Here is a 22560-nt window from a genome sequence, read left to right as displayed (position 1 = left end):
AGCGTCAGCGATGTCGATGTTTCCGATAACTTAACTTTATCAGCGCCAACGTTGCCGTCTTGGCTGAGTTTTGATAGCAGTGCTGGCGTATTATCTGGCACGCCAACCAATACTGAAGTTGGCAGCCATTCAGTTGTGTTACGCGTCAATGACGGCTCAGTCGATGTTGATCAAAGTTTTAGCATTACGGTGAGCAATACCAATGATGCACCCGTGATCACATCATCTGAAATCACCAGCGCAACCGAAGATTCAGCTTATAGTTATACTTTTAGTGCCAGCGATGTCGATGTTTCCGATAGCTTAACTTTATCTGCGCCAACGCTGCCGTCTTGGCTGAGTTTTGATGCAAGTTCAGGGATTTTATCTGGCACGCCAACCAATGCTGAAGTCGGCAGTCATTCAGTTGTGTTACGCGTAAATGATGGAACAGTCGATGTTGAACAAAGTTTTACTATATTCGTTTCAGATCCCAATTCGCCTATTGTGCTTGCTTTGCTACCAGCAGCGGATTCGATTGACCTCGCAACTCAAGGTGAATTTTTTGATCTTATATTGAATGAAGACATTCAAATTACCCAGTTTAACGATACGCTAATTCAAGTGTTTGAAGTTCAGAGTCAAGCTTTAGTCGAGAAACTCGATACAGATCAAGTTGGTATTTTAGGTAATAGTTTATCTTTTGTGTTATCTGCCACTCTCACTCCAAATGTTGAATATGAAATTCTAGTTTCGGCCAATGTTATCGAAGATTTATCGGGAAATCCTTTCGCTGGGGTTACTGCAAATCAGTGGCGTTTCACAACGATTAATAATTTAACTGTCGCAACTGACGATAATGTCCAAACCAATGAAGATACCAGTATTCAAATTGATGTTTTAGCAAATGATTTTGATAGCGATAACTTAATTGTTCCATCGAGTACGCTTGTGCTTGATGTACCTAGTTTTGGTTTAGCCCAAGTAAATACGGCAAATGGTGTTATTACTTATACACCGAATGCTAATTTTAATGGCCAAGATAGTTTTACTTATCAGGTTAGTGATACACAAGCTGAAAGCTCAAATATAGCTGTCGTTACAATTAATGTGACAGCCGTCAATGATGCGCCAACTTTGCAAGCGGATGTTGTGCAAACGACTGAAGATAGAATGCTTGCTATCGATGTGCTTGCCAATGATACAGATATAGATCTGGGAGATTCACTCGATCCAAATAGCATTCAAATTGTGCAAAATCCGAGTCATGGTTCCTTAAACATAGTTGGTAGTTTAATTGAGTATAGTCCAGCGCAAGACTTCACTGGAGGCGATAGTTTTAGTTATCAAGCGGCCGACAGCCAAGGTCGTTTTGGTACACCAGTGAATGTCATGATTAATGTTTTAGGCGAAAATGATATTCCAGTTGCTACTGATGATGTAGCGCAAACCACAGAAGACACTTCAATTAATATTGCTGTTTTAGCCAATGATTTTGATATTGAAGATGTCGCTATTCAAGCTGCGAATATTACATTGGTCAAACAAGCTAATTTAGCGAGTTTGACGATTAATTTAGATGGCACTATTAACTATCAACCTCAGCTTAATGCTAATGGTATTGATAGTTTTGAGTATGTTGTAACAGATAGTGAAGGTGCTATTTCAGCACCAGCGGTTGTGAATGTGGTTATTTCCGCGGTCGCAGATTCACCTGTCACGAATCATGATACGGTCATTTTAGCTGAAGATTCGAGCCAGTTAATTAATGTCCTGGGTAACGATGCGGATGTCGAAAATGATATTGATGTCACTAGCATTATTATTACTTCAACTGCAGCAAGTGGTGTACTAAGCATTGAAGCGAATGGTTTGGTTATGTATCAACCTGAAGCTGATTTCTTTGGTAGTGACAGCTTTAGTTATAGTGTGATGGATGATACCGGATTAGTTTCAAATATCAGTGTTGTCAGTATTCAAGTTACAGCGGTTAACGATCAACCAATCGCCAATACAGATCATTATCAAACTCTCGAAGATACAGAAATATTGTTGAACCCTGCTGATAATGACCAAGACATTGATGGTCAACTTGATTTAACTAGCTTGGTAATTGTTAGTCAGCCAAGTTTGGGCGTTGTGACTATTCAGTCTAACGGTCAAATTCGCTACCAGCCTAATTTCAATGTTTTTGGCACAGATAGTTTCAGCTATCAAATTTCGGATGATCAAGGGCTAGTATCAGAAATTGCTAACGTGACGATTGATATTACCGCGGTCAATGATGCGCCAGTATTTACTTCTCAAGCAGTTTCTATGGTTAATGAAGATGAGCTTTATAGTTATCTCATTCAGCTCACTGATATTGAACAAGAGATTTTAACCTTAAACAGCCAATTACCAGATTGGTTAACCTTAACTAATTTAGATAACTTTACATATCGTTTAGCCGGTGCGCCGACAGAAGCGGATGTTGGTAATTATGACATTCAGCTTATTTTATCGGATGAAGAAGGATTGTCCGATAATCAAAACTTCCAAATTTCTGTATTACCTGTGAATGATGCACCAGAGATTCAACAGGGCGAATCACTGGCGTTAAATGTGGTTGAAGATCAATCGATATCAACGCGATTATCTCTGTTCGATAGTGATAGCGAAACATTTCAATGGCAAATTTTAACGCCAGCTCAATTTGGCGTTGTGACTGTAGACCAAGGGCTGATCCAATATAATCCAAATACCAATAGTGAAGCACCAGATTCATTTGTTATTGAACTCAGTGATGGTGAATTAACTGATACAATTATGGTTAATGTTAGTGTCACAGCTGAAAATGATGCACCACAAATTTTGTTAGCCGATGGCACTTCACCATCGCGAAGTTCAGCAACCAGTGCAGAAGATACTCAGTTAGACGTTAGATTAACCGCATTTGATACCGACAGCTCAAATTTAACTTGGACGCTAGAGCAGCAAGCGACATTAGGCCGTGTCACCATAGAGCAAGGTTTGCTGACTTATCAGCCTTTACCTGACTTTGTCGGTAGCGACAGCGTTCGAGTTTTATTATCTGACGGTGAATTAAGTGATAGCTTAACTTTATCAATAACAGTAACCAGCGTTAATGATGCGCCTGTTATTTTATTAGACGACATTGTTCAGTTAAGTTTAAATGAAGATGAGAATATCGAGTTAATCTATCAAGCTCAAGACGATAACGGTGTTGAAAACTTAACTTGGCAAGTGGCGCAGGCACCTAATCTTGGGCTGGTTTTGCTAGATGCTAATGGGCAGGGCAGTGGAGACTCAAATAGTGGAATAAGTTCGGTCTTGAATTATCAAGCTAACCCAAATAGCTTTGGTCAAGATAGCTTTGTGTTGCAAGTGTCTGATGGTGAATTAACCGATCAAGTGGAAGTTAGATTAACCCTTAATCCAGTCAATGACAGTCCAATCGGTGAAGCGGATGAATATAGTGTTAACGAAGCTGAATTATTAAGCGTTGATTTATCGAATGGCGTGTTAACCAATGATACCGATCTTGATAATGACGATTCTACTTTAGTCGCTGAATTAGTCGCGCAACCGAGTCGCGCCAGTGTCTTTAACTTCAGTAGCGATGGTAGCTTTAGTTATCAGCACGATGGTAGTGATTTTGGTTTAGATAGCTTTAGCTATCGAGTTTTTGATGGCGTAGATTTTTCTCAATCAATCGAAGTTAATTTAACCATATTGCCAGTAAATGATTTGCCTCAATTTATTTCATCTTCTCCTAGTGAATCTGTGCAGCAAGGAGATTTCTTTAATTATGACATAGGCACATTTGACCCTGATGACATTAACTTATCACTGAGTTATCAGGGGCCAGATTGGCTTATGTTAAATGGTCATAATTTATCTGGTGTTGTACCAATCGAGCAAACGGGCGCTGTCAGTTTTACGCTAACCTTGCAAGATGCGTCGGGTGGTGAAAATACACAAACTGCTAATTTTAGTATTATTGAGCGAGATATCATTCAGCTTGAAGTTACTCCTTCTTGGTCGGCTAGCCCTGCATTTGTCGATGAAAAAGTAGTTGCAAACATCCAGCTTCAATCTTTTTCAGAGCAGGCCGAAACACTCCAGTTAAACCTGACCTTATCTGAAGGAGTGAGTGTGATTAAATCTGCTGATTGTCCTTTTACTGGCGTTACCGCAAGTTGCAATATTCAAGTGAGCTTGGCAGAAATACAAAACATACAAATCGAGTTGCTGAGTGCGCAAGCACAAGACATTTTGTTAACTGCAAACTTGGTCGATCAATTTAATGTTTCGGTTGGCAGTGTTTCAACCGATGTCGCTGTGGTTAAACAAGCGGTAAACCAAGGTAATGCGAGTTTTGATATTAGTAATGCAACAGCGATTAGTGCCGCGGATATAGCTGAAAATCAAGGTGTTGAAATTATTGCAGGTACTGAGTTAGGTGACACGATTAAAATTGTTACTATGAGTGCAGCTGAGGAGCAAGCTTCCTTACTAGCAGAAATTGATAATACGGGGCAAACAGAGCAAGTTTTAATTGACGACTTCGATCAAAACGGTGAGCTAGACATTGCAATTATTAATAGCCAAGGACAATCGAGCGATATTTACTATTGGATTGCGCCATTAACTTATCAAACTAATCCATCAACTAATCAAATCAATTTTGGCACTAAAGGCTTTATCCAAGATTTTAATTTTGACGGATTGCCAGATTTAGCGGTTACGGGGAATAGTTTTAACCTCGCCATTTATATCAATGTAGATGGTGTATTTAGTGAAACCCCTGATGTATATACCACAGATAGTTTAATTGTTAGTGCGCTTGGCTTAGGCGTGAGTAATGAAATTGTGGTGGCGACTAAAACTAATTTACAAACCTTGTCTTACCAAATAAGCAACCAACAACAAAGGCCTAGCAATATAACAGGGATGAGCAGAAGAAGTGTGCGCACTGATATTGTGAGTTACGCTTCAAAAGTTGAAAAGGCTAGCTTTGTACCAATTTCAGAACCATTAGAAATTGTTGGTATTACCGATATTGCCGTTGCTGATTTAGATGGTGATTCGAGCCAAGATATTGTGGTAACGAGTCGACCCGAAAAAAATAGTAATGCTAGTACACCAGCACCAGTTGCTAACAATTCAGTCAGCATTATTGCAACTAATCGAAGCAAATTAACCAAAGTGGCGAGCTTTGGTAGTTCAGCGACTAACAAAGTGAGTATTGCCGACTTTGATGGCGATAATAAGCCTGACCTTATGGTTGGCAATGATAATGGTACAGTACAAATATTTAAACGCGGCCTTGCTAATGATAATAGCTATGAAGCTCAAGAATCAGCAATTGTGGCTAGCTCACCATTGATTATTCCTGTTGATATTGACGGAGATGGCTTATCTGATGTTATTAGTTATGACAAAGAGCAAGGTAAAGTTGCGCTCTTTTCAACTAATTCCGATGGCAGTTTAGGCCAACAGGTCGACATAGCGCTTAGCAGTCAAATGACGTTAACCGAAGTTGGGTTTGCGCAAGACTCTCGCATTTTTTATCAGTTGTTTGTTGCAAACTTGAGTCAAATTCAAACCCAACAAAATCAGGTTAAATTAACTCCAGATGAAGGGGTTGATGTCAGTCAAATGCCAGCTTATTGTCAGCAGCAAGACTCATCTGATCAGATAGTGTGTGAGTTAGGCACATTAGCCAAGGAAAGTACTAAGCAAATACCATTTATGCTATCAGGCGAGTTTAGTAACCGTAGTTTACGTGCTCGTTACAATGGCGCGGTAGCGGATCCAAACCCAGACAATAATTCAGTCTCTAATCATTTCTCTCAGTACAGTGGAAATTTAGCCGTTAGAGCTAACTTGTTGGCATCAAATAATTACCAGTTTAATTATCAAGTGTCAGCGACGAATCTTCATTCGAGTACGCTGACCAATGTTAAAACCAAAATTTCATTTCCATTGGGCTTGGGCTATATTCAAGTTCCTGATAACTGTGTTAGACAAAATTCAACATTAGATGTGTTATTCATTTGCCAATTTGGCACTTTAGCTGCGCAGCAAAGTGCCGATATAGATTTTGAGTTAAAATCTAGTGCTGAATTAAATGAACAAGAAATCATGATTGATGTACAAGGAAAATCTGATGTCATAGATACTGACACCAGTAATAATGCAGCACAGACAAATTTAAAAGGCGTCTTTACCGCTCCTAGCGTAAGTAAATCTAGTGGCGGCTCTAATAGCTATTCACTATTAGCTTATCTATTTATTCTATTCCTAATTCGATTTTTAATTCGTTTTAACTATGTAGCGTGTAATCGCTATGTATCTACTGTTGGAGAGTCAAAGTGATTCCATACATACGTATCGCAGTTTCTTGTTGTTTATTAATTTTCTCTAACTTGGTTTGCGCCAATTTATTACATACTCAGTCGATTTCTCTACAACAGGGCTGGAATGCCATTTACCTTTCGGTTGATCCTGAATCGACAGACTTAAATACACTGCTTGCGGATACTGAGATTGATTTAGTCGCCAGTTATTTTAGTCCATTAAGCTCGGTTGAGTTTATTGATGATCCGAGCGAACAAGATTGGAAATCAGCAGCTTGGCATAAATGGGTATCACCTCAACGTGACGATTCGTTTTTAACTAATATGTTCCAGCTATCTAGCGGTAGAGGTTATTTGGTTCATGCGAAGCAAGATTACACTTGGCAAGTTACAGGAAAAATTAAAATTGCTGAAACTAATTGGCAAGCCAACGCTTTTACCTTGATCGGTTTTGATATTGATGACAACACAGCGCCTACCTTTGAGCAATTCTTTCGCGGCTCGCCAGCACATCAAAATTTAATCGCTTATCAATTATTGGATAACAAATGGCAGCTGATTGATCAGCCAAGCCAAACCTTTGTTCAAGCAAATTCAGCTTACTGGATATACAGTCAAGGCGACTCTACTTTCTCTGGTGGACTTGAATTCAGCGACTTAGCTGTTGATGGTATTGACTTTCAAGGGCTAACTTCAGAGCTTTCGTTTAACATTAAAAATGTCAGCAATCAGTCTTTTACTTTTAGTTTGGCAGCCATTTCTGGTACTGATTCTGCTGCGCTTGTGCCTTTGTCAATTGAGCAAGGTATAACCGATAACAGCAATATTGTCAATTTTGAAAGCGCGAGCTTTCCAAGGCTAGATGCAGGTGAATACACTCAGGTTCGGCTGGTTGTTGATAGGAGCTTAATGAGTGCAGGCGAAAATCGTCAAAGTTTTATTGAAATGATCGGGGCAGGCGTAAAGCGCTTAATCCCAATTAACGCGAATAAATAGGAATAGAATATTATGCTCAAACTTAACCTTAAAGCTTGTTTGGTTCTATTACTTATTACGGTTAGCTATATCGCTCGGGCGGCAGACTCTATTCCTGATAATTCAGTAACGCTTGGTTTAAAGCAGAGTATTAAGACAACCAATTTACCTCAGGGCACCAAAGATGCAACTATAGAGTTTTGGTTTAAAACCGCATCAGCTAACTCAGGGTTAATGCAGGTTATTTTTACCCCAGCGTTAAACAATCCTCAACCTAACATTTCAGCTTGGTTAGAAAATGGTATTTTAAAGATTAGTAACTTTCCTGGCGCTAGCGCTTTAATGAGCTCCACTAAAACTTTAAACGATAACCAATGGCATCACTTTGCGCTCACTGCCGAATCTCAAACCGATAATAATTTAGTGTTTAAATGGTTTTTAGATGGCGACAAACAGGCATCTTATAAGTTAAAAGATGGAGCGACTAAGGGCTATTTCTCTAGCGCTGTGGTTAAGTTACTTTCAGCTGAGTTTTATGCAGGTTTGCAGGCTGAGTATTATCGCTCACAGTGGATTGAGTATTGTCACTATACTGCTTGTAGTTATACAGGCTATGAGCATTTTAAAACCTTATTAGGCCGACAACTAGATCAAAATATCGGTAATTTTTATGGTCATGGTGCCCCTCGTTCAAGTGGCTTTACTGTGCCGAATGATCAATTCGCAATTAAATGGCAAGGTTATTTACTTGCGCCTGAAACGGGTGAATATGCATTATCAACGGTAAGTGATGATGGTCTTAAACTCTGGATAGACGATAATCTTGTTATCGATAAGTGGCAAGATGGTGGTCATGAAGCTTCTCATACCTTGACCACGACAGCCAATAGCTTGCATAAAATTAAAATGGATTATTATGAAAAATCGGGTGGTTCGTATGTACGCTTAAGGTGGGATCCGCCGCATACCAATATTTTTGACATTCCCGCCGGGCATTTTTATTGGCAAGATCCAACTGATATCACAGCCTCTTTTGCCGAACCTCGACTATGGAACAGCGTTAGAACAGAGCAAGAAATCAAACAGGCTTATAACCTACCTTTAGATGGCCATGAGCAAGGTTTAAATAACTATACTCGTTTTACCGCTTTTGCAGATTTGAATGAGCAACATAGATATTTTTGGAGTAGAACAGGGCAAAATAGCCAAGTATCGGTTATTTCAAACGCTAAAGCGAAAGACTTAATTTCTGCTACCATAGAGTTGCCAGTTGTTAATGCCGCAACTGGGCAGCATGCGTTATCACTAGATGGTACTCAGGCGCAAACTTTATCTGCAAAAGCGGCTGGTTATGGCGATTTACTATCTAATAAAAGTTATACCATAGAATTTTGGGCGAGAAATGGTAATCGACGAGCTTCTCATAATTCTTCTAGTTTTAATCCAGCAGTAGCAGTAGTTGGTGCGGATGCTCGTGCCAGTTATGCATTTGGTTTTTCAAATGAAAAAATATTTTGCGCCAATCAAAGAGCTGGTGGCGGTATAGTGAATGCAAATGCTGAAGAGTTACCGACACCTTGGGTACACATTGCTTGTAGTTATGATTTATCTACAGGCGCTATGAATGTATATCGAAATGGTGACTTAGTCGGAAGTAACACTGGTATATCAGCTGTAATTGCAACCAGCGATTTATTGATAGGAACTGACGGCTTTAATAATCATTACAAAGGTGAACTAGACGAGCTAAGAATTTGGCACTCCGTGAGAACTCAAGCTGAAATTAAAGCCAATATGCGACAACGCATTACTCAGCAACCAACTAATTTAGTGTTATACCAAACATTTGATAATCCATCGATTGGTGATTCGGAAACTCAATATAACTTTAAAGATGTATTTAATGCGAATACCTTATTGGGTCAAGCAGACACGCTTTCTCGGCAGCAACTCACTTATGGCGTTAAGCTTGATAACTTAGATAAAGATGGCGCAATACCCGTTAATGGTGAACAAGCGCTGAGATTTGACTCTCCCTCCCAATCGGCTTCTATCAATCTAACCGCAGAACAATTAACGTCAATCGAAAGCGCATTTACTTTTTCGGCATGGGTAAATACTACATCAGCGGCTAAATCAGAGCAGTTTATTGCGGGTAATGACACTTGGTTGCTAACTCGCTCGGTCAATAACCAATTAAACTTATATCAAGTGGGTAATGCCACAGCCGTTATCACGAGTAGTAAATTTTTAACCAATGCGAATTGGCAGCAGTTCGCAGTGGTCTATTCGAACAATAAGTTAAGTTTGTATTTAAATGGCGTAATAGAAGGCACTGCTGATGTTGTTTTAGCAAAAGCGTCAACAGGTTTGGAATTAGCTAAAACCAGTCAATCAAACATCTCTTTGTCACCATTCAATGGTAGTTATGACCAACTACAGTTATGGCAAAGCGCACTGAGTGCAGAGCAATTAATTAAATTATTTAAACTCGATTTACAAGGTGGAGAGCCTGGGTTAATTGCTAAACAAAGCTTTAATAAAGCACAGGTAATGCCGACGGGGAGCTTACTATTTTCGGCAATGACTTTAACCGATCTTGCTGCATCAAATATAGTTGATGGGCTCGCATTCTCTAAAACCGATCTTGAACAAGCTTATTATTTTGATGGCGTTGACGATAGCTTAACAACGGGTTTAGTTGAGCTAGATTTAACGGACGGAATTAGTGTTGATTTTTGGAGTCGCTTAGCAGCGTTAAACCAAGATTCAGTTATTTTTAAACAAGCTTCAGACACTAGTTCATTTACTTTAGGTGTAACCAGTAGCAACCAATTTTATTGTGATATGGCTGGTTTTAAAGTCACGACTGCCGCTGAAAGTTTAGATTTACTTTGGCATCACTGGGCTTGTGTACTTGAGTTAGACAAACAAGACAATTTGCAATTAGCCATATATAAAGACGGGGTTAAGTTAGCTAGCGAAACCTCGTCAACTAGCATCAGCTATAAACAAAATCTTGCAGTGGTATTAGGTCATCATGACACAGCGTTTTTTCATGGTTGGTTAGACGAATTACATATTTGGTCGCGCACTTTAGTTGCCAGTGATTTAAATCGTTTACAAAAATCATCACCCGCAGCTAACTCTGAAAAATTAACCGCGTACTGGCATTTTAATGATGTTTTTGCTGGTATTTATACTGATGCAATATCAGGTGTAAATGCGATCTCAGCGGCCAATAGCGCACCACAAACAAGCGCTGGGATTGAATTGTCTGATACCGCATTAACACTGGGCGGGCAAGCCCCAACCGGCGAGCTTAAATATGGATTATGGCAAGGGCAGGCAATTATTAGTGCTGTCAACGAATCTCATTTTGAAGTTACTGCAGATGCAGCGGCAAAACCAACCGCGACCAGTACCACTTTTGCTTTACCTTTTTTAATTCACGGTAATGCTTCAGCAACGCATTTATTATCTGAAGCAACCTTAATGCAAACTAAATCAACCGCTAGCGAAGCGATTAAACGGGTTATTATTACTGATCAAACCATGCTAGCAAATTATGATGGCATTATTAGACGCAATGGTAAGCTAACTGGGATAAGACTATCAGCGCTACCATTCGTGCTGAACTATGATGCAACTAGTAAAAAAGTGAACACTCAACAAATGATGCAAGGCAGCATTGGTGAAGGCGGCGCGGTTAGCATAGTGATTGAGTACGCTAAAGATCATCCAATAAACCCCTATCGACATTTATACCACCCAGATTTAGACCAAGGTTTTGTCATCACTCGAAACATTCAATTTAGTTTTGATGCTTATAGCGCAGAACAAAAAGCGAATAATACCAAATTAGGTGTTTCTGAATTAAGCGGAACATACACTGAAAAAGTGACGGGTTTACACAAGCAAACTAAAGACGGCAGTTTAGCGCCAATCATTTCAACAGGGCAATTTAACATGCAGTTAGTTAGTCCAGTCACCGAATTAAATAAATAGAGGCTAAGTAATGAAAATTTTTAATATGCGTTCATTTTTTATTTCTTTTGCTTCATGTTTAGTTTTGCTTACCAGCTTTTCTGGATTAACGGCAACACCATATTTATCAAATATTAGCGGGGGCTTAGTACGAGACTCTGCATTTGATGAAAGTGGCAATCTGTATCTTTTAATACATAACCAGTCGACAGGTTTAACCATTGACGGTGTTGCTCGACCTGAAACATTGACGAATACAGGGGTTAGTTTAATCAAGCTTAACTCGGCAGGCACTGTGGTTAAATTAGTCGATTTAGGGGCAGCATTCTCGAGCACAGATAGCACCAAAACGCTTAAAATTGAATTGAGTAGTGATAAATTATATTTGTTAACCTCAAATACCAGTAGTTCGAATTTCATGAATAAATATAGTTTGGATTTAGTTCATGAAAAAAATGAATGGTTCAATACCTCAGCTGATTTTGAAGCGACCAACTTTTCATTATCTTCATCAGGTACACCTTTAGAAATAGGTGTAAGAAAAATCACTAAAACGCCAAATAATGTTGAAGGCTGGCGCTATCAAGTTGAAACCCCGCAAATGCGACGTTCGTCTAGTGATATTACAGTTACTGATTATTTAGTTTATAAACGAGAGTATTTGCATGGTTCTGAATTAACGAGCGAACCGACTAACTTTCAAGTACATGTACCTATGTTGGCTCAAGCCGTGGTTTCTGATGCGACGGGTAACACTTTTAGTTTTCATGGCATTGAGCAGATAGCACATGGTTATATGGTGACAGGTAAAAAAAGGGCTGGCAATACAGATTTTAACTATATCAAAGACAAAATGTCTCGGGCTTATAATATTGATAATGGTGGTGATAATTACTACGATGATGATTGGCATACTTTTTTAAAACCCAGTAGTGGTTATCAGTGTGCGACTAATCATGGTGTCACTTATTCTGCTCACCACTATAATTGTATCGCTTGGAATCCTATACCTATTCTTAACTCGGGAGATAATGGGCACTACAATCGAGTTGACGGCTTAATTAAATTGCCCAAAAAAGGCACTTATAAATTTAAGCTGACCAATGTCGATGATTGGGCTCGGATCATAGTAAACCGTAATAAAAATCAAACCGATCTGACGACTACGACTCAAACTTCAGAAGCTAGCTACACGCTAGATGCAGGCTTTCATTTTGTTACTGTGGAGCATTGGGATATTCACGGTGGCGGTAAAAGTGTAAAAATACAAGTGCTTGACGATAATGATAATGTCGTTTTATCTCGATATTTAGTTCATGATTCAAACTTAAATTCAGCTAATTATACAAACCACCCTAATGTTGGGGATTGGTTTTGGCCAAATTATATACCCAGTCAAAATTCAGCTGCTGCATATGATAATGGTAGCTCAATTTCTATACCTGAATTAAACACCTCACTTCGTGGAGATGAAGCTTTTAGACCGACAGAATATGATACGCGTAATAGTGGTCGCACCATAATTACTAAGCGTAACAGTCAAGGAGTTTATCAGTCTGGATTAACGCGCAGTGATGAGATCCCAGTTGATGCCATTTATGCCAATTCAAAAATTTATGTTTTGGTTAAAATGGTGGTACCGAACAGTGATTTAAATGCGACTTCTCCAGTTAAAACTACGGGCTTAAAATTATACGCTTTAGATAGTAGTTTAAATAAAATAGCGAATGCTGAAGCCATATTTGAAATGCAAAGTGGTGCAGTATATAACGGTGAAGCGATAGCATTAGAAGCAGATAATTTAGGTAATATTTACTTAATGGCAACACTAGAGCCATCAGTTACAGCTGATTTTAAATCGAGTACATCAGTTACTTTTGGCAATATTACAACAGGTCAGCGTAGCTTTTTTGTTGCTAAGTTAGATAGTAATTTAAATTGGCAGTGGTACAACAAACCAGATGGCTTTACGGGGACGTTGGATATAAGCCATAAATTTCCGGGAGGTTTAACGGTTCAGCCGACTTCAGGTGATGTTTATGTTTCTGGTTATTTTAAAAACGGTAAAATTACACTTAAAGATACATCTGGCGATTTAGCCGAGTTAACTGCGCCAGCAACAGAAAACAAAAGTTTTATGCTGGCATTAAACTCAAGTGGTAAATGGTCTACCCGAGCGACAGTCAGTATAAAATCAGACTATGCGACTAGCTTAGTTTACCCTGGAATAGGCAACTTCAATTACCTTAAAGGCTCAACGGTTGAGGTGAGTGCGCCAGATCAGTACTACATAGATAAAAATGGTCATGTTTTATATCAACAAGACTCTACGGGTAAGAATATTCTTGATAGCTCTGGCGATAAAGCCTTAGTCACAGATCCAAATGATCCAAGGGCAGTGACCCGTTATACCTGTACTGGTTATGACTTAGAAGATCAGGTTGTCAGTGGTGAATCCTGCCGATATTCATTTACTTTTAATGCTGATGTATCAATTGAATTTAATTGGCAAGTTGAACACATACTCGATCTGCAAACTAACATTACTAACTTAGGTTATACCTTAGCGCAACCGAATCCAGAACCCACAATTGGCCGTCATTGGATTAAAGAGGGAGAGCAAGTAACGCTGCAAATTGATGGTGCTGTGGTTAACTCTACCGATAATAATAAACGAGTATTATTAGATGATATTGGGTTGACTTTACTCGATGAGCGAAAAGCTTACGCACCTTTTACTAACTCGGGTGAAGCGTTAGCCTTGAGTGGCACTTCAGCTAAAGTTTCTTTACCGACGATAGGTAAAGCGGCATTCGATGGTGATTTTACCGTAGAGTTTTGGGTTAAAACTAAGAATAACAGTAAGTCTTATGCCAATCGAATTGTTGATTTTGCGACTTCAGATACAAGTTCTATCCGACGAGATAATTTACTTTTCGGGTTAAATGGAAGCGATAAAAAACCAGAATTTTATATCCTTAATAAAACTCAAACGGGTTATCCAAGACTCCATTCCACCATAGCGCTTAAAGAGAATGAATGGCAACACCTAGCATTAACATATGACCGCAGCGAAACAACCGCGACTTTTTATATTAATGGTCAGTTTGCTGGGGCAAAGTACGATATGCCTTTACCAAGTTCAATTGACAGAAATGCGAGTTTTATTGGTAGTACGAATTGGCAATATTTTGAAAAAGATTTTGAAATTGACGAATTTAGATTGTGGCGCTCAGCGAGAACCGAAACTGAAATTCGAAATAACTTAAATAGCTCATTTTCAACTAACCAAACAAACTTAGAATATTATTTAAGGTTTGAAGAGAAAACTGCCACTTTAGCGAGTCAGTATGCGTCAAATACCAATTCAGCTAGTATCTCAGGATTAAATAACGGAGCAAGTTTTAAAGCAGGAGAAATTGCACTTCCGCTCAGTTTTTCGCCTAGCGATCAAAGACAGCAACCGCTTAGTTTAAGCTTTAATGCGCCATTACAGGTTGACTATAACTGGCAAACTCAATATGCCGTTAGCATTAATACCAGTGCCAGTAAATATGAAAGTTTACCTCTAGTGCAAACGCTTCAATCTGGCAGTGTGGTTCAAATAACAGAAAATGCGGGTAAATACTGGATTGATGAAAATGATCACATTCGCTTACTTATGCCTGCAGCAAGTGGACTAAATCAACTCAAGGGTTGGCAGTATGCAAGTGGTTTACCTGATGATGGAAAAGAATCAGGCACAATAACCGACATTGCAAACACGACAGTTATAGATGGTGTCAGCTATTACTATATAAATGTAGATAATGTGAAAAATGCAGTTGGCTTAACTTGGGAAATGGAAATTTTAACCCTTAAAGCTTCTCAAGCAATTGGTAGTAGCATTAGCTTAGCCGATATAATTGATGCTAATTTATCGGATAATAATATTAAATCAGCGGTTGCAGCATTAAAAACCAGTTTAACTAATAATAGCCGCTTAGATGTTGCACCTTTTAGTGGCTTTGTAATTACAGGTAATGCCGATACCTACCAAGACATGGTGCTTTGGGCGGGTTATGATAAAAAACTTTACCCGCTGATTCCAGGTAAGCTAAGTATGGAGTGGTCAGTCAATGATCCCACTCAAGGTAATGATGCCGAAACTTTTAGAGTCGAACTGACAACCCGTTGGCCGTCAGCTGAACATTATCCTTATGTTATTGATACTCCAGCTATCTTATTAGACCGAAATATTACCGATAGCTGGGCGTTTGTTAAGTTAGCTTACAGTGAAGTTGAATCTAATGTTGGCGTTGTCAATGGCAGTGAATTTAGCTTTAGCCGTGCTGATGATCCTGTGCCGTTAACTGTTGAAGACGACAAACAAAGCGTCTTAATTTTCACTTGTACGGATAAAGGCTTATCGCAAGGGCAGCAAGCGAGTGTGGCCACAGGGGACACTGCAAACGAATCTGTTTGTGTACGTGTGGTTCAGCTTAAACCTCAATCTATTGCTCATTCCAATGCGACCGCACCTGTGGGTGATGTACTAAAAGATAGCGAGCATAATGCGCCGCATAGTGGTTACATTGAAAGCAATTTAGCGCGTTATAACCCTTATATTTATCAACCTGAATCTTTATCAGGCCCTATTATTCCAGTAAACCGTAATTTTATTAATGATGATATTGAGCAGCTATTTGAAGTGTACTGGTATAAAAACTATAACCATGACTCTGTATTTGAACCAGTTTACTGGCCGTTTAAAAAGGTTAGGTATAGCATTCGCTGGCCTGAAAAATTAAATGGTAATGACGATCCGCAAGCATTACAAAGAATTGTAATTGCTAGCCGTTTAGGATCTGACGGTAAAAACGCATTAAGAGTTGCTGAACAGCAAAAATTTGATCCAAGTAAATTTGAAGAAATATCTTTATATAACCAAAGCAATAAAAATCTGCCGGGTTACAACCCAAATGAAGAGCACGGTTTATTAGAAGCTTCATATCGTTACCGTACTGAGAGCCCAAGACCACAAGCCGCGTTTGCGCTGCGTAACGATTTAAACGTGATAACTCAAGATGATAAATATACTTCAGATCCTTATGTATTAGTGCAGTACAAAGACACGTCTTTAAATCCTGCTGATTACCGTATGAAGGTATACAAGGTTGAAATGGAAGATGAAAATACATTCCATAATTTAACCGATGCGAGTGACTCAGATACAGATTCTGGTTCTTCAAATAATCCAGATGCCGATTTGGTTTCGGGCTTAACTGCAACTTATTACTACGATAATAATTTAACCAAACCTATCCATAGAGAGTTAGTTAATCAAATTCAGTTTACTACGACTACTGCGCCGCATGGGTCATTACCAAATGATAATTACTCTATTCGTTATCAAGGTAAGGTTGTGGCTGAAGTCGATGGCGAGCATGAATTTAGTGTTTCGTACGACGACGGAGTGAGATTTTGGTTCAATGATGAACAAGTAATTAATGATTGGAATGGGGGAGGAACTCGAACCAGTAAATTTAAGAAAACGCTGGTTAAGGGGCAGTCTTATGAAATTAAGTTAGAGTATTTTGAATTAACTTTTGGTGCGCATTTAGATTTTAAATGGCAAAAACCTTCAACAGCTTCACCTGTTATAGTTAGCGCATTTAAAACCAAAGCACTAGAGGCTGATCAAGGTTATCGAGTTGCCTATTATAACAATACTCAATTATCAGGAGTGCCTGTAGCGGTCGAAACGATAGATAAAATTAGTTTCTCGACCAACTCAAGTCCTAAATCTGGGGTTAATAATGATAATTTTTCTGCTCGATATTATGGCTCTATTACACCTGATTTGACTGGTGAATATACCCTAGTTGCGAGGAACGATGATGGCGTTAGAGTTTGGTTAGATAACAAACAAATTATTGATGATTGGAGAGGCGGCGCACCAAGAGATAATACACACAAAGTAAATCTGGTCGCGAATACAACTTACCAGATTAAAATTGAATATTATGAAGCTGTCGGTGGTGCGGAGCTACAATTTAAATGGATTAAACCTTTAGAGTCTAATCAAAGTTTAATTGAAGGGGCTTATGCCGCCGCAACTTCACTCGATGATATTAGTTTTGCGACAGTATCAGCTAGAGATTTAGCTGCGAAAGCTGCTAGCACACCACTGCCTTATACCTTTAGTTATCCGATGAAAGCGGGTGAACCTATTGTTGCGCCTTATCCTGTTAATGTCGTTCAAGGCGTTCAAATATCGCCATTAAACTGGGGGCATCAGGGCGCAAGCGCGACGCAAAATGTTTACTGGGAAGATCACAAAGGTCAGTCTTGGGCAATTTCAGGTGGCAGCGAGTTATTCAGTTACACTTGGTATCCTATGCAGCCGAGCTTTTGGTGGCCTGCAGACAAAAAACTTTGCTATAACCAAACTGAACCAGCTGATTATAAGGGGCGCGAAATTACCTCTTCAGCCTCAGCTAATGTGACATGCCACACCGTAACTGATGGCACTTATTTACCATTATCACAACAGATTACCGCTGAGAATAAAGTTAGAGAAGTTGAAATAAACTTTAAAACTGAATGGCCAGCAGAGTTACCTCTCTTAAAAGCGGGTGAAACTTTAACATACTCAGGTGGTGAAGCTGAAGAAGATGGCATCGCAGAAAAAGGCTTACCTGGGGTGTTGGCATTTGCAGCGGGACAAATCGTTTACGATGATGTGAACAAGTTGATGGGCTTTAATACTAGCTATAATGCAAAAGACAAATATTCAGCTCGATTAGCGCAAGTTTTAGAAAAACGTACGGTGAAATGGCCAACCTCAGGGGGCACTGCATTTAGCAAGGTACCTGAATTTAGTTTAAGTTTGGGTAAAGTAAAACAACTGAAAGGCTTATATTTCTTTACTGAATTGCCAGCGAGTTTGCAAGATAGAATCTACTACGACCCGCTAACCAAAGAGCTAGTGGTTAGAGGCTTCTTAGATGGTAAAACCTTAGGCGATGAAACCTTAACGGCAGCGCCAGGCGCGATTTATTCACTCTTGCCAAATATATTAACTACAGATGATGTCACGACAATTAAGTCGTTAACCACCAATACGACTTTCCATCAAGTTGTGGACCAGTTATATGCTTTATCAAGAGACCCGAGTGCGCTGTCAGGTATCGATTTTGGCGTTGGTCTTGAATTAAATAAAAGTAACATCGCAATACATGCCAGTAGCTTAGGCGCTGGGCTAGCGTTAATGCCAAGTGCAGGTATGCTAGATCCAAATTCTTCAGCACCTGATATCTCTTATGTCACAATTGCTGAAAATAATCATAAAGATTTAGGCTCAGCTCCTGTTTCATTGCATATTGTTAAATTAGTTAAAAAAGAAAAATATCGAGGTGAGTTAGATGTTTTATATCCACCGAACGTATTTGATGAAAAAATCAACCTGCGCCATACCGCTGATTTTGGTGCCAATGGCTCGGATATGGTGTTTGAGTGGAAATACCGTCCTGACAATGGCAAAGATGAATTGCCACCAGATCAAAAACCAACAGCTTGGAAACCTTTCTCAGTACCAAACAAAGGGCTAGGGCAAAATGAAATTGCACTACAAGGAGCAACCGCTGCGTTACTCGCTGATAACTTGTTCTTTGCTCGATATCGTCATACAGATTGTGTTGCAGACGATTGCTGGTCAGATTGGGCAGGAGCTGCAAACAACAAACCAAGTAAAAATATTTATAAAGCTCAGTTATCTGAAGGTTGGGTAAAGCGCGTAATCGACAGAGTAAATGCGTTTGAGTCTCGTATTAACGATTTTTATAGCTCAGATTCTCCAGCAACTTATAGCAGTATGATCCAACAAGCTGGACAAAGATTTAATGGCGCGGTTGCGTTGAATTCGGATAAAGATGTTATTGAAAATGTTGGCTTAATTCAGCTTTATCAAACAGTGCTGGAAAGAGCTCGATTACTCAGTATTGATGCCTCGCAACCCACATCAACCAGTGCGGTTAATAATGCATTACAACTTGCGGCAACTCGATTAGCGCAACTTTATACTTTACTTGGTAACGAAGCTTATGTTGATGCGCTCGATCCGACCATTGGTTTTACTACAGAAAGCGGCGAATACGGCAGTTTGGCGCCGAGCATTTTTAGCTTTAAAAACCAAATGCCAAGTATGATCCAAGAAGAATTATCGTTATTAAGAGGGCGTGCGGAATACGGTGCAAGTCCTGCCTTTAATCGATTAATTTGGAATTTCACCATAGGTGATGGCGAAGTTGCATATGCACTTAATTACAATATTAAAGACGTTGATGATACTGGCTTTATCGATGAAGATGACGCCAGAACTTTATACCCGCAAGGGCATGGCGATGCATGGGGACATTTCACCATGGGGCTTAGGTATTATTATGATCTGATCCAAAATGAAAACTTCAAATGGGTGCCTCGGGCTGAAAAAGTTTTAATTGACGGCGTTACCGTAGATGTCGATTTTACCGACGAACAAAGATTTGCCGAAATCGCCGCAGCGCGTGCGAAAACGGGTCGAGATATTGTTGATATGACTTATCGAGCAAGTTACGTTGAAGATGCAGATGGACAATGGCAAGGCTATAAAGACAGAGATAGTGATCGCGCATGGGGCGTAACTGAATGGGCGCAAAGAGCTTCAACTGGCGCTTATATGGATTGGTTGATGGCCAATTCTATGTTGCCAGCACAAGATTCTACCTACTCTGACTCAGCGGATATACGTAAAGTAGATCGTTCAACCGTACCTGAAATTCAGCAGATAGCGACTCAAGCGGAAGCAATAAATGCCTTGGTTAGAGGGGCTGATAAAGGTCAAAACCCACTTGGCTTAGCACCAGATATAGTGCCGTTTGATATTGACCCTGTTAGAGTTGATCGCAAGCATGATGATCCTGCAACTCACTTTGAACAGGTTGCAGAGCGTGCAGAAGAAGCATTAGACAATGCATTCAAAGTATTTGATTACGCCAATACCCAGAAAAATCGCATTCGCGAAGTGGCAGATTCAGCCCAAGACATGTTGGAGCAAGCGCAAGATCAAGATAGAGATTTCAAAAATCGCTTAATTGAAGTGTTTGGTACGCCATATGAAGGCACTATCGGTAGTGGCAAAACCTATGCCGCAGGCTATGAAGGCCCTGATTTGTACTTTTATCAGTACATAGATGCGAATGATATCAGTAATGAAGCGGCACCAGTAGTCAGTGCTACTGGTGGTAACACGGTTGATAAGGTTATTACTAGTTTTTATCAAGATAGAATCACGCGTTTATCAGGTATTGATCCTACCGATAATTCAGGTATTTCTAATTTATTAACCGATAAGCAAGAAATACAAATTGATTACCCAATAACAGCTGCGGACTACAGTTTCCAAGCACCTGATACATGGGGAATACGTCGAGCGCCAGGTAAAATACAAGCCGCTTTAGCGGATATGGTTAGGGCTCAAGCGGACTATAATTTAGCTTTTGAAAATTATGGCGACTTAGTTGAAAACCTTGAATTTGATGTTAAACAGTTAAAAGACCAATACAAGTTTAATAATGACATTATTGAAATGCGAAATGATGCAGCGAGCGACGTTCGAAGCTTTAATGCTGCGATTGGTGTGTTAAAAACGGTTCAAACGGGTTTAAATGAAACTCGGGATTTTGTGCGCCACACCGCAACTATGGCCGCAGATGCTTTGCCGAAAAATGCAGGTTTAAGTGTTGACGTTGGCTCGCCAGGTCGAGCTGCAGTTTATGCTAGTTGGGCGATTGCCGATCCAATATTATCCGTTGCTAACATTGCAGCTGAAGGCGCTATTGTTGCAACAGAGTCGGAAAAAGAAATTGCTCAGATAAAATCTGAAATTGAAATTGAAAAGAAAGGTTACACCTTTGAAGTTCAGCAAAAACTTAAAGAAATTGAATATGTATTTACTGATGACGAACCGACCCTCAGGCTTGAAATGTATAAAGCTAGAGAAACGCTTCGCCAAGCTGGTGAGGCTTATCGCACTGTATTAGCCGAAGGTTTAAGGTTGCTCGATGAAAGAGAAGCATTAAACAAACGTATTGCAGCCAAAGCACAGGGGGAGCGCTATAAAGATATGACTTTCCGCATTGGTCAATATGATGCATTACAAAAATACCGTGCCGCATTTGATCTCGCATCTCGTTATGTTTACATGGCCGCTCGAGTGTATGACTACGAAACTAATTTAGCTGAAAACGATCCCGCTTCAGCGCAGCATCTACTTACTCAAATTGTTAGCGAAAGAGTGTTAGGCGAACAGGCCGCATCAGGCGCTGTTAGTGGTCAAGGTGGGTTAAGTGAAGTATTAAGTACACTTAAAGTTAACTTTGATGTATTAAAAACTCAAATGGGCTTTAATAATCCACAAACTGAATCAGGACGTTTTTCATTACGTCATGGTTTATTTCGTATTCCAAATGATTCCGGCACCACAGATGATGATCAACTATGGCGAAATACTTTAGCCCAATACAAGGTTGATGACTTGTGGGATGTACCGGAATTTAGGCGTTTTGTTCGTAATTTTGCACCAGAATCAGCGGGTAGCCAGCCGGGGTTAGTGATCCCATTTAGTTCAACTATTGAATTTGGCAAAAACTTTTTTGGTTGGCCGTTGTCGGGTGGTGATCATGCCTACGATGCAAGTAATTTTGCAACTAAAGTGCGCTCGGTTGGGGTTTGGTTTGACGACTACAACAACAGTGCGCTATCAACTACACCAAGAGTTTATCTAGTTCCAGTCGGGTTAGATGTGATGTATGTACCAGATAGCTTAGAGCTAGATACTCGTGAGTGGGAGGTGGTTGACCAAGTTATCCCAGTACCATTACCAGCCCGAGATAGCGACTTAAATAGCAATAGCTGGATACCAAGCGCTGATAGTGTGAGTGGATCGTTTGATAAAATTCGTCGCCATTCAAGCTTTAGGGCTTATCATGATTCTGGTGTGTTTGATGTGAATAGTATGACATTTGATAGTCGTTTAGTTGGGCGCTCAGTTTGGAACACGCGTTGGATGCTAATTATTCCAGGTGGTACTTTCTTAGCTAATTCTGACGACGGTATGAACACCTTTATATATGGACAAAAAGTGCCAGGTGCAGCGAATGCCAGCCAACGCGATGGCAATGGTGTCAGCGACATTAAATTGTTCTTCCAAACTTATTCTTATTCAGGAAATTAA

Annotated in this window: 4 protein-coding genes; all 4 read left to right on the top strand. The window is 39.7% G+C overall.

Annotated elements, in window-relative coordinates; all coding sequences use genetic code 11:
- On the top strand, positions 1-6363 hold a 6363-nt coding region (locus XM47_RS15165), incomplete at its 5' end, for a tandem-95 repeat protein (protein WP_048694333.1).
- Positions 6360-7340: a hypothetical protein gene (locus tag XM47_RS15160; protein ID WP_048694331.1), complete on the top strand. Its 981-nt coding sequence runs from the start codon at positions 6360-6362 to the stop codon at positions 7338-7340. The genes XM47_RS15165 and XM47_RS15160, both read left to right, overlap by 4 nt.
- Positions 7341-7352: 12 nt before the next feature.
- Positions 7353-11327, top strand: a complete 3975-nt coding sequence (locus XM47_RS15155) for a LamG-like jellyroll fold domain-containing protein (protein WP_048694328.1) — start codon at positions 7353-7355, stop codon at positions 11325-11327.
- Positions 11328-11337: 10 nt separating this feature from the next.
- On the top strand, positions 11338-22560 hold the full coding sequence (locus XM47_RS15150; protein ID WP_048694325.1) for a PA14 domain-containing protein: 11223 nt from the start codon (positions 11338-11340) through the stop codon (positions 22558-22560).

This window comes from Catenovulum maritimum (assembly GCF_001050375.1).
GTDB lineage: Bacteria > Pseudomonadota > Gammaproteobacteria > Enterobacterales > Alteromonadaceae > Catenovulum > Catenovulum maritimum.
The sequence above is the reverse complement of the archived record's forward strand: the minus strand, read 5'-3'. Positions and strand labels throughout refer to the sequence as shown.

Bases quoted from the DNA above. Each gene is read 5' to 3' on its own strand.
- XM47_RS15155 (WP_048694328.1), top strand. From the start codon at position 7,353: ATGCTCAAACTTAACCTTAAAGCTTGTTTGGTTCTATTACTTATTACG.
- XM47_RS15150 (WP_048694325.1), top strand. From the start codon at position 11,338: ATGAAAATTTTTAATATGCGTTCATTTTTTATTTCTTTTGCTTCATGT.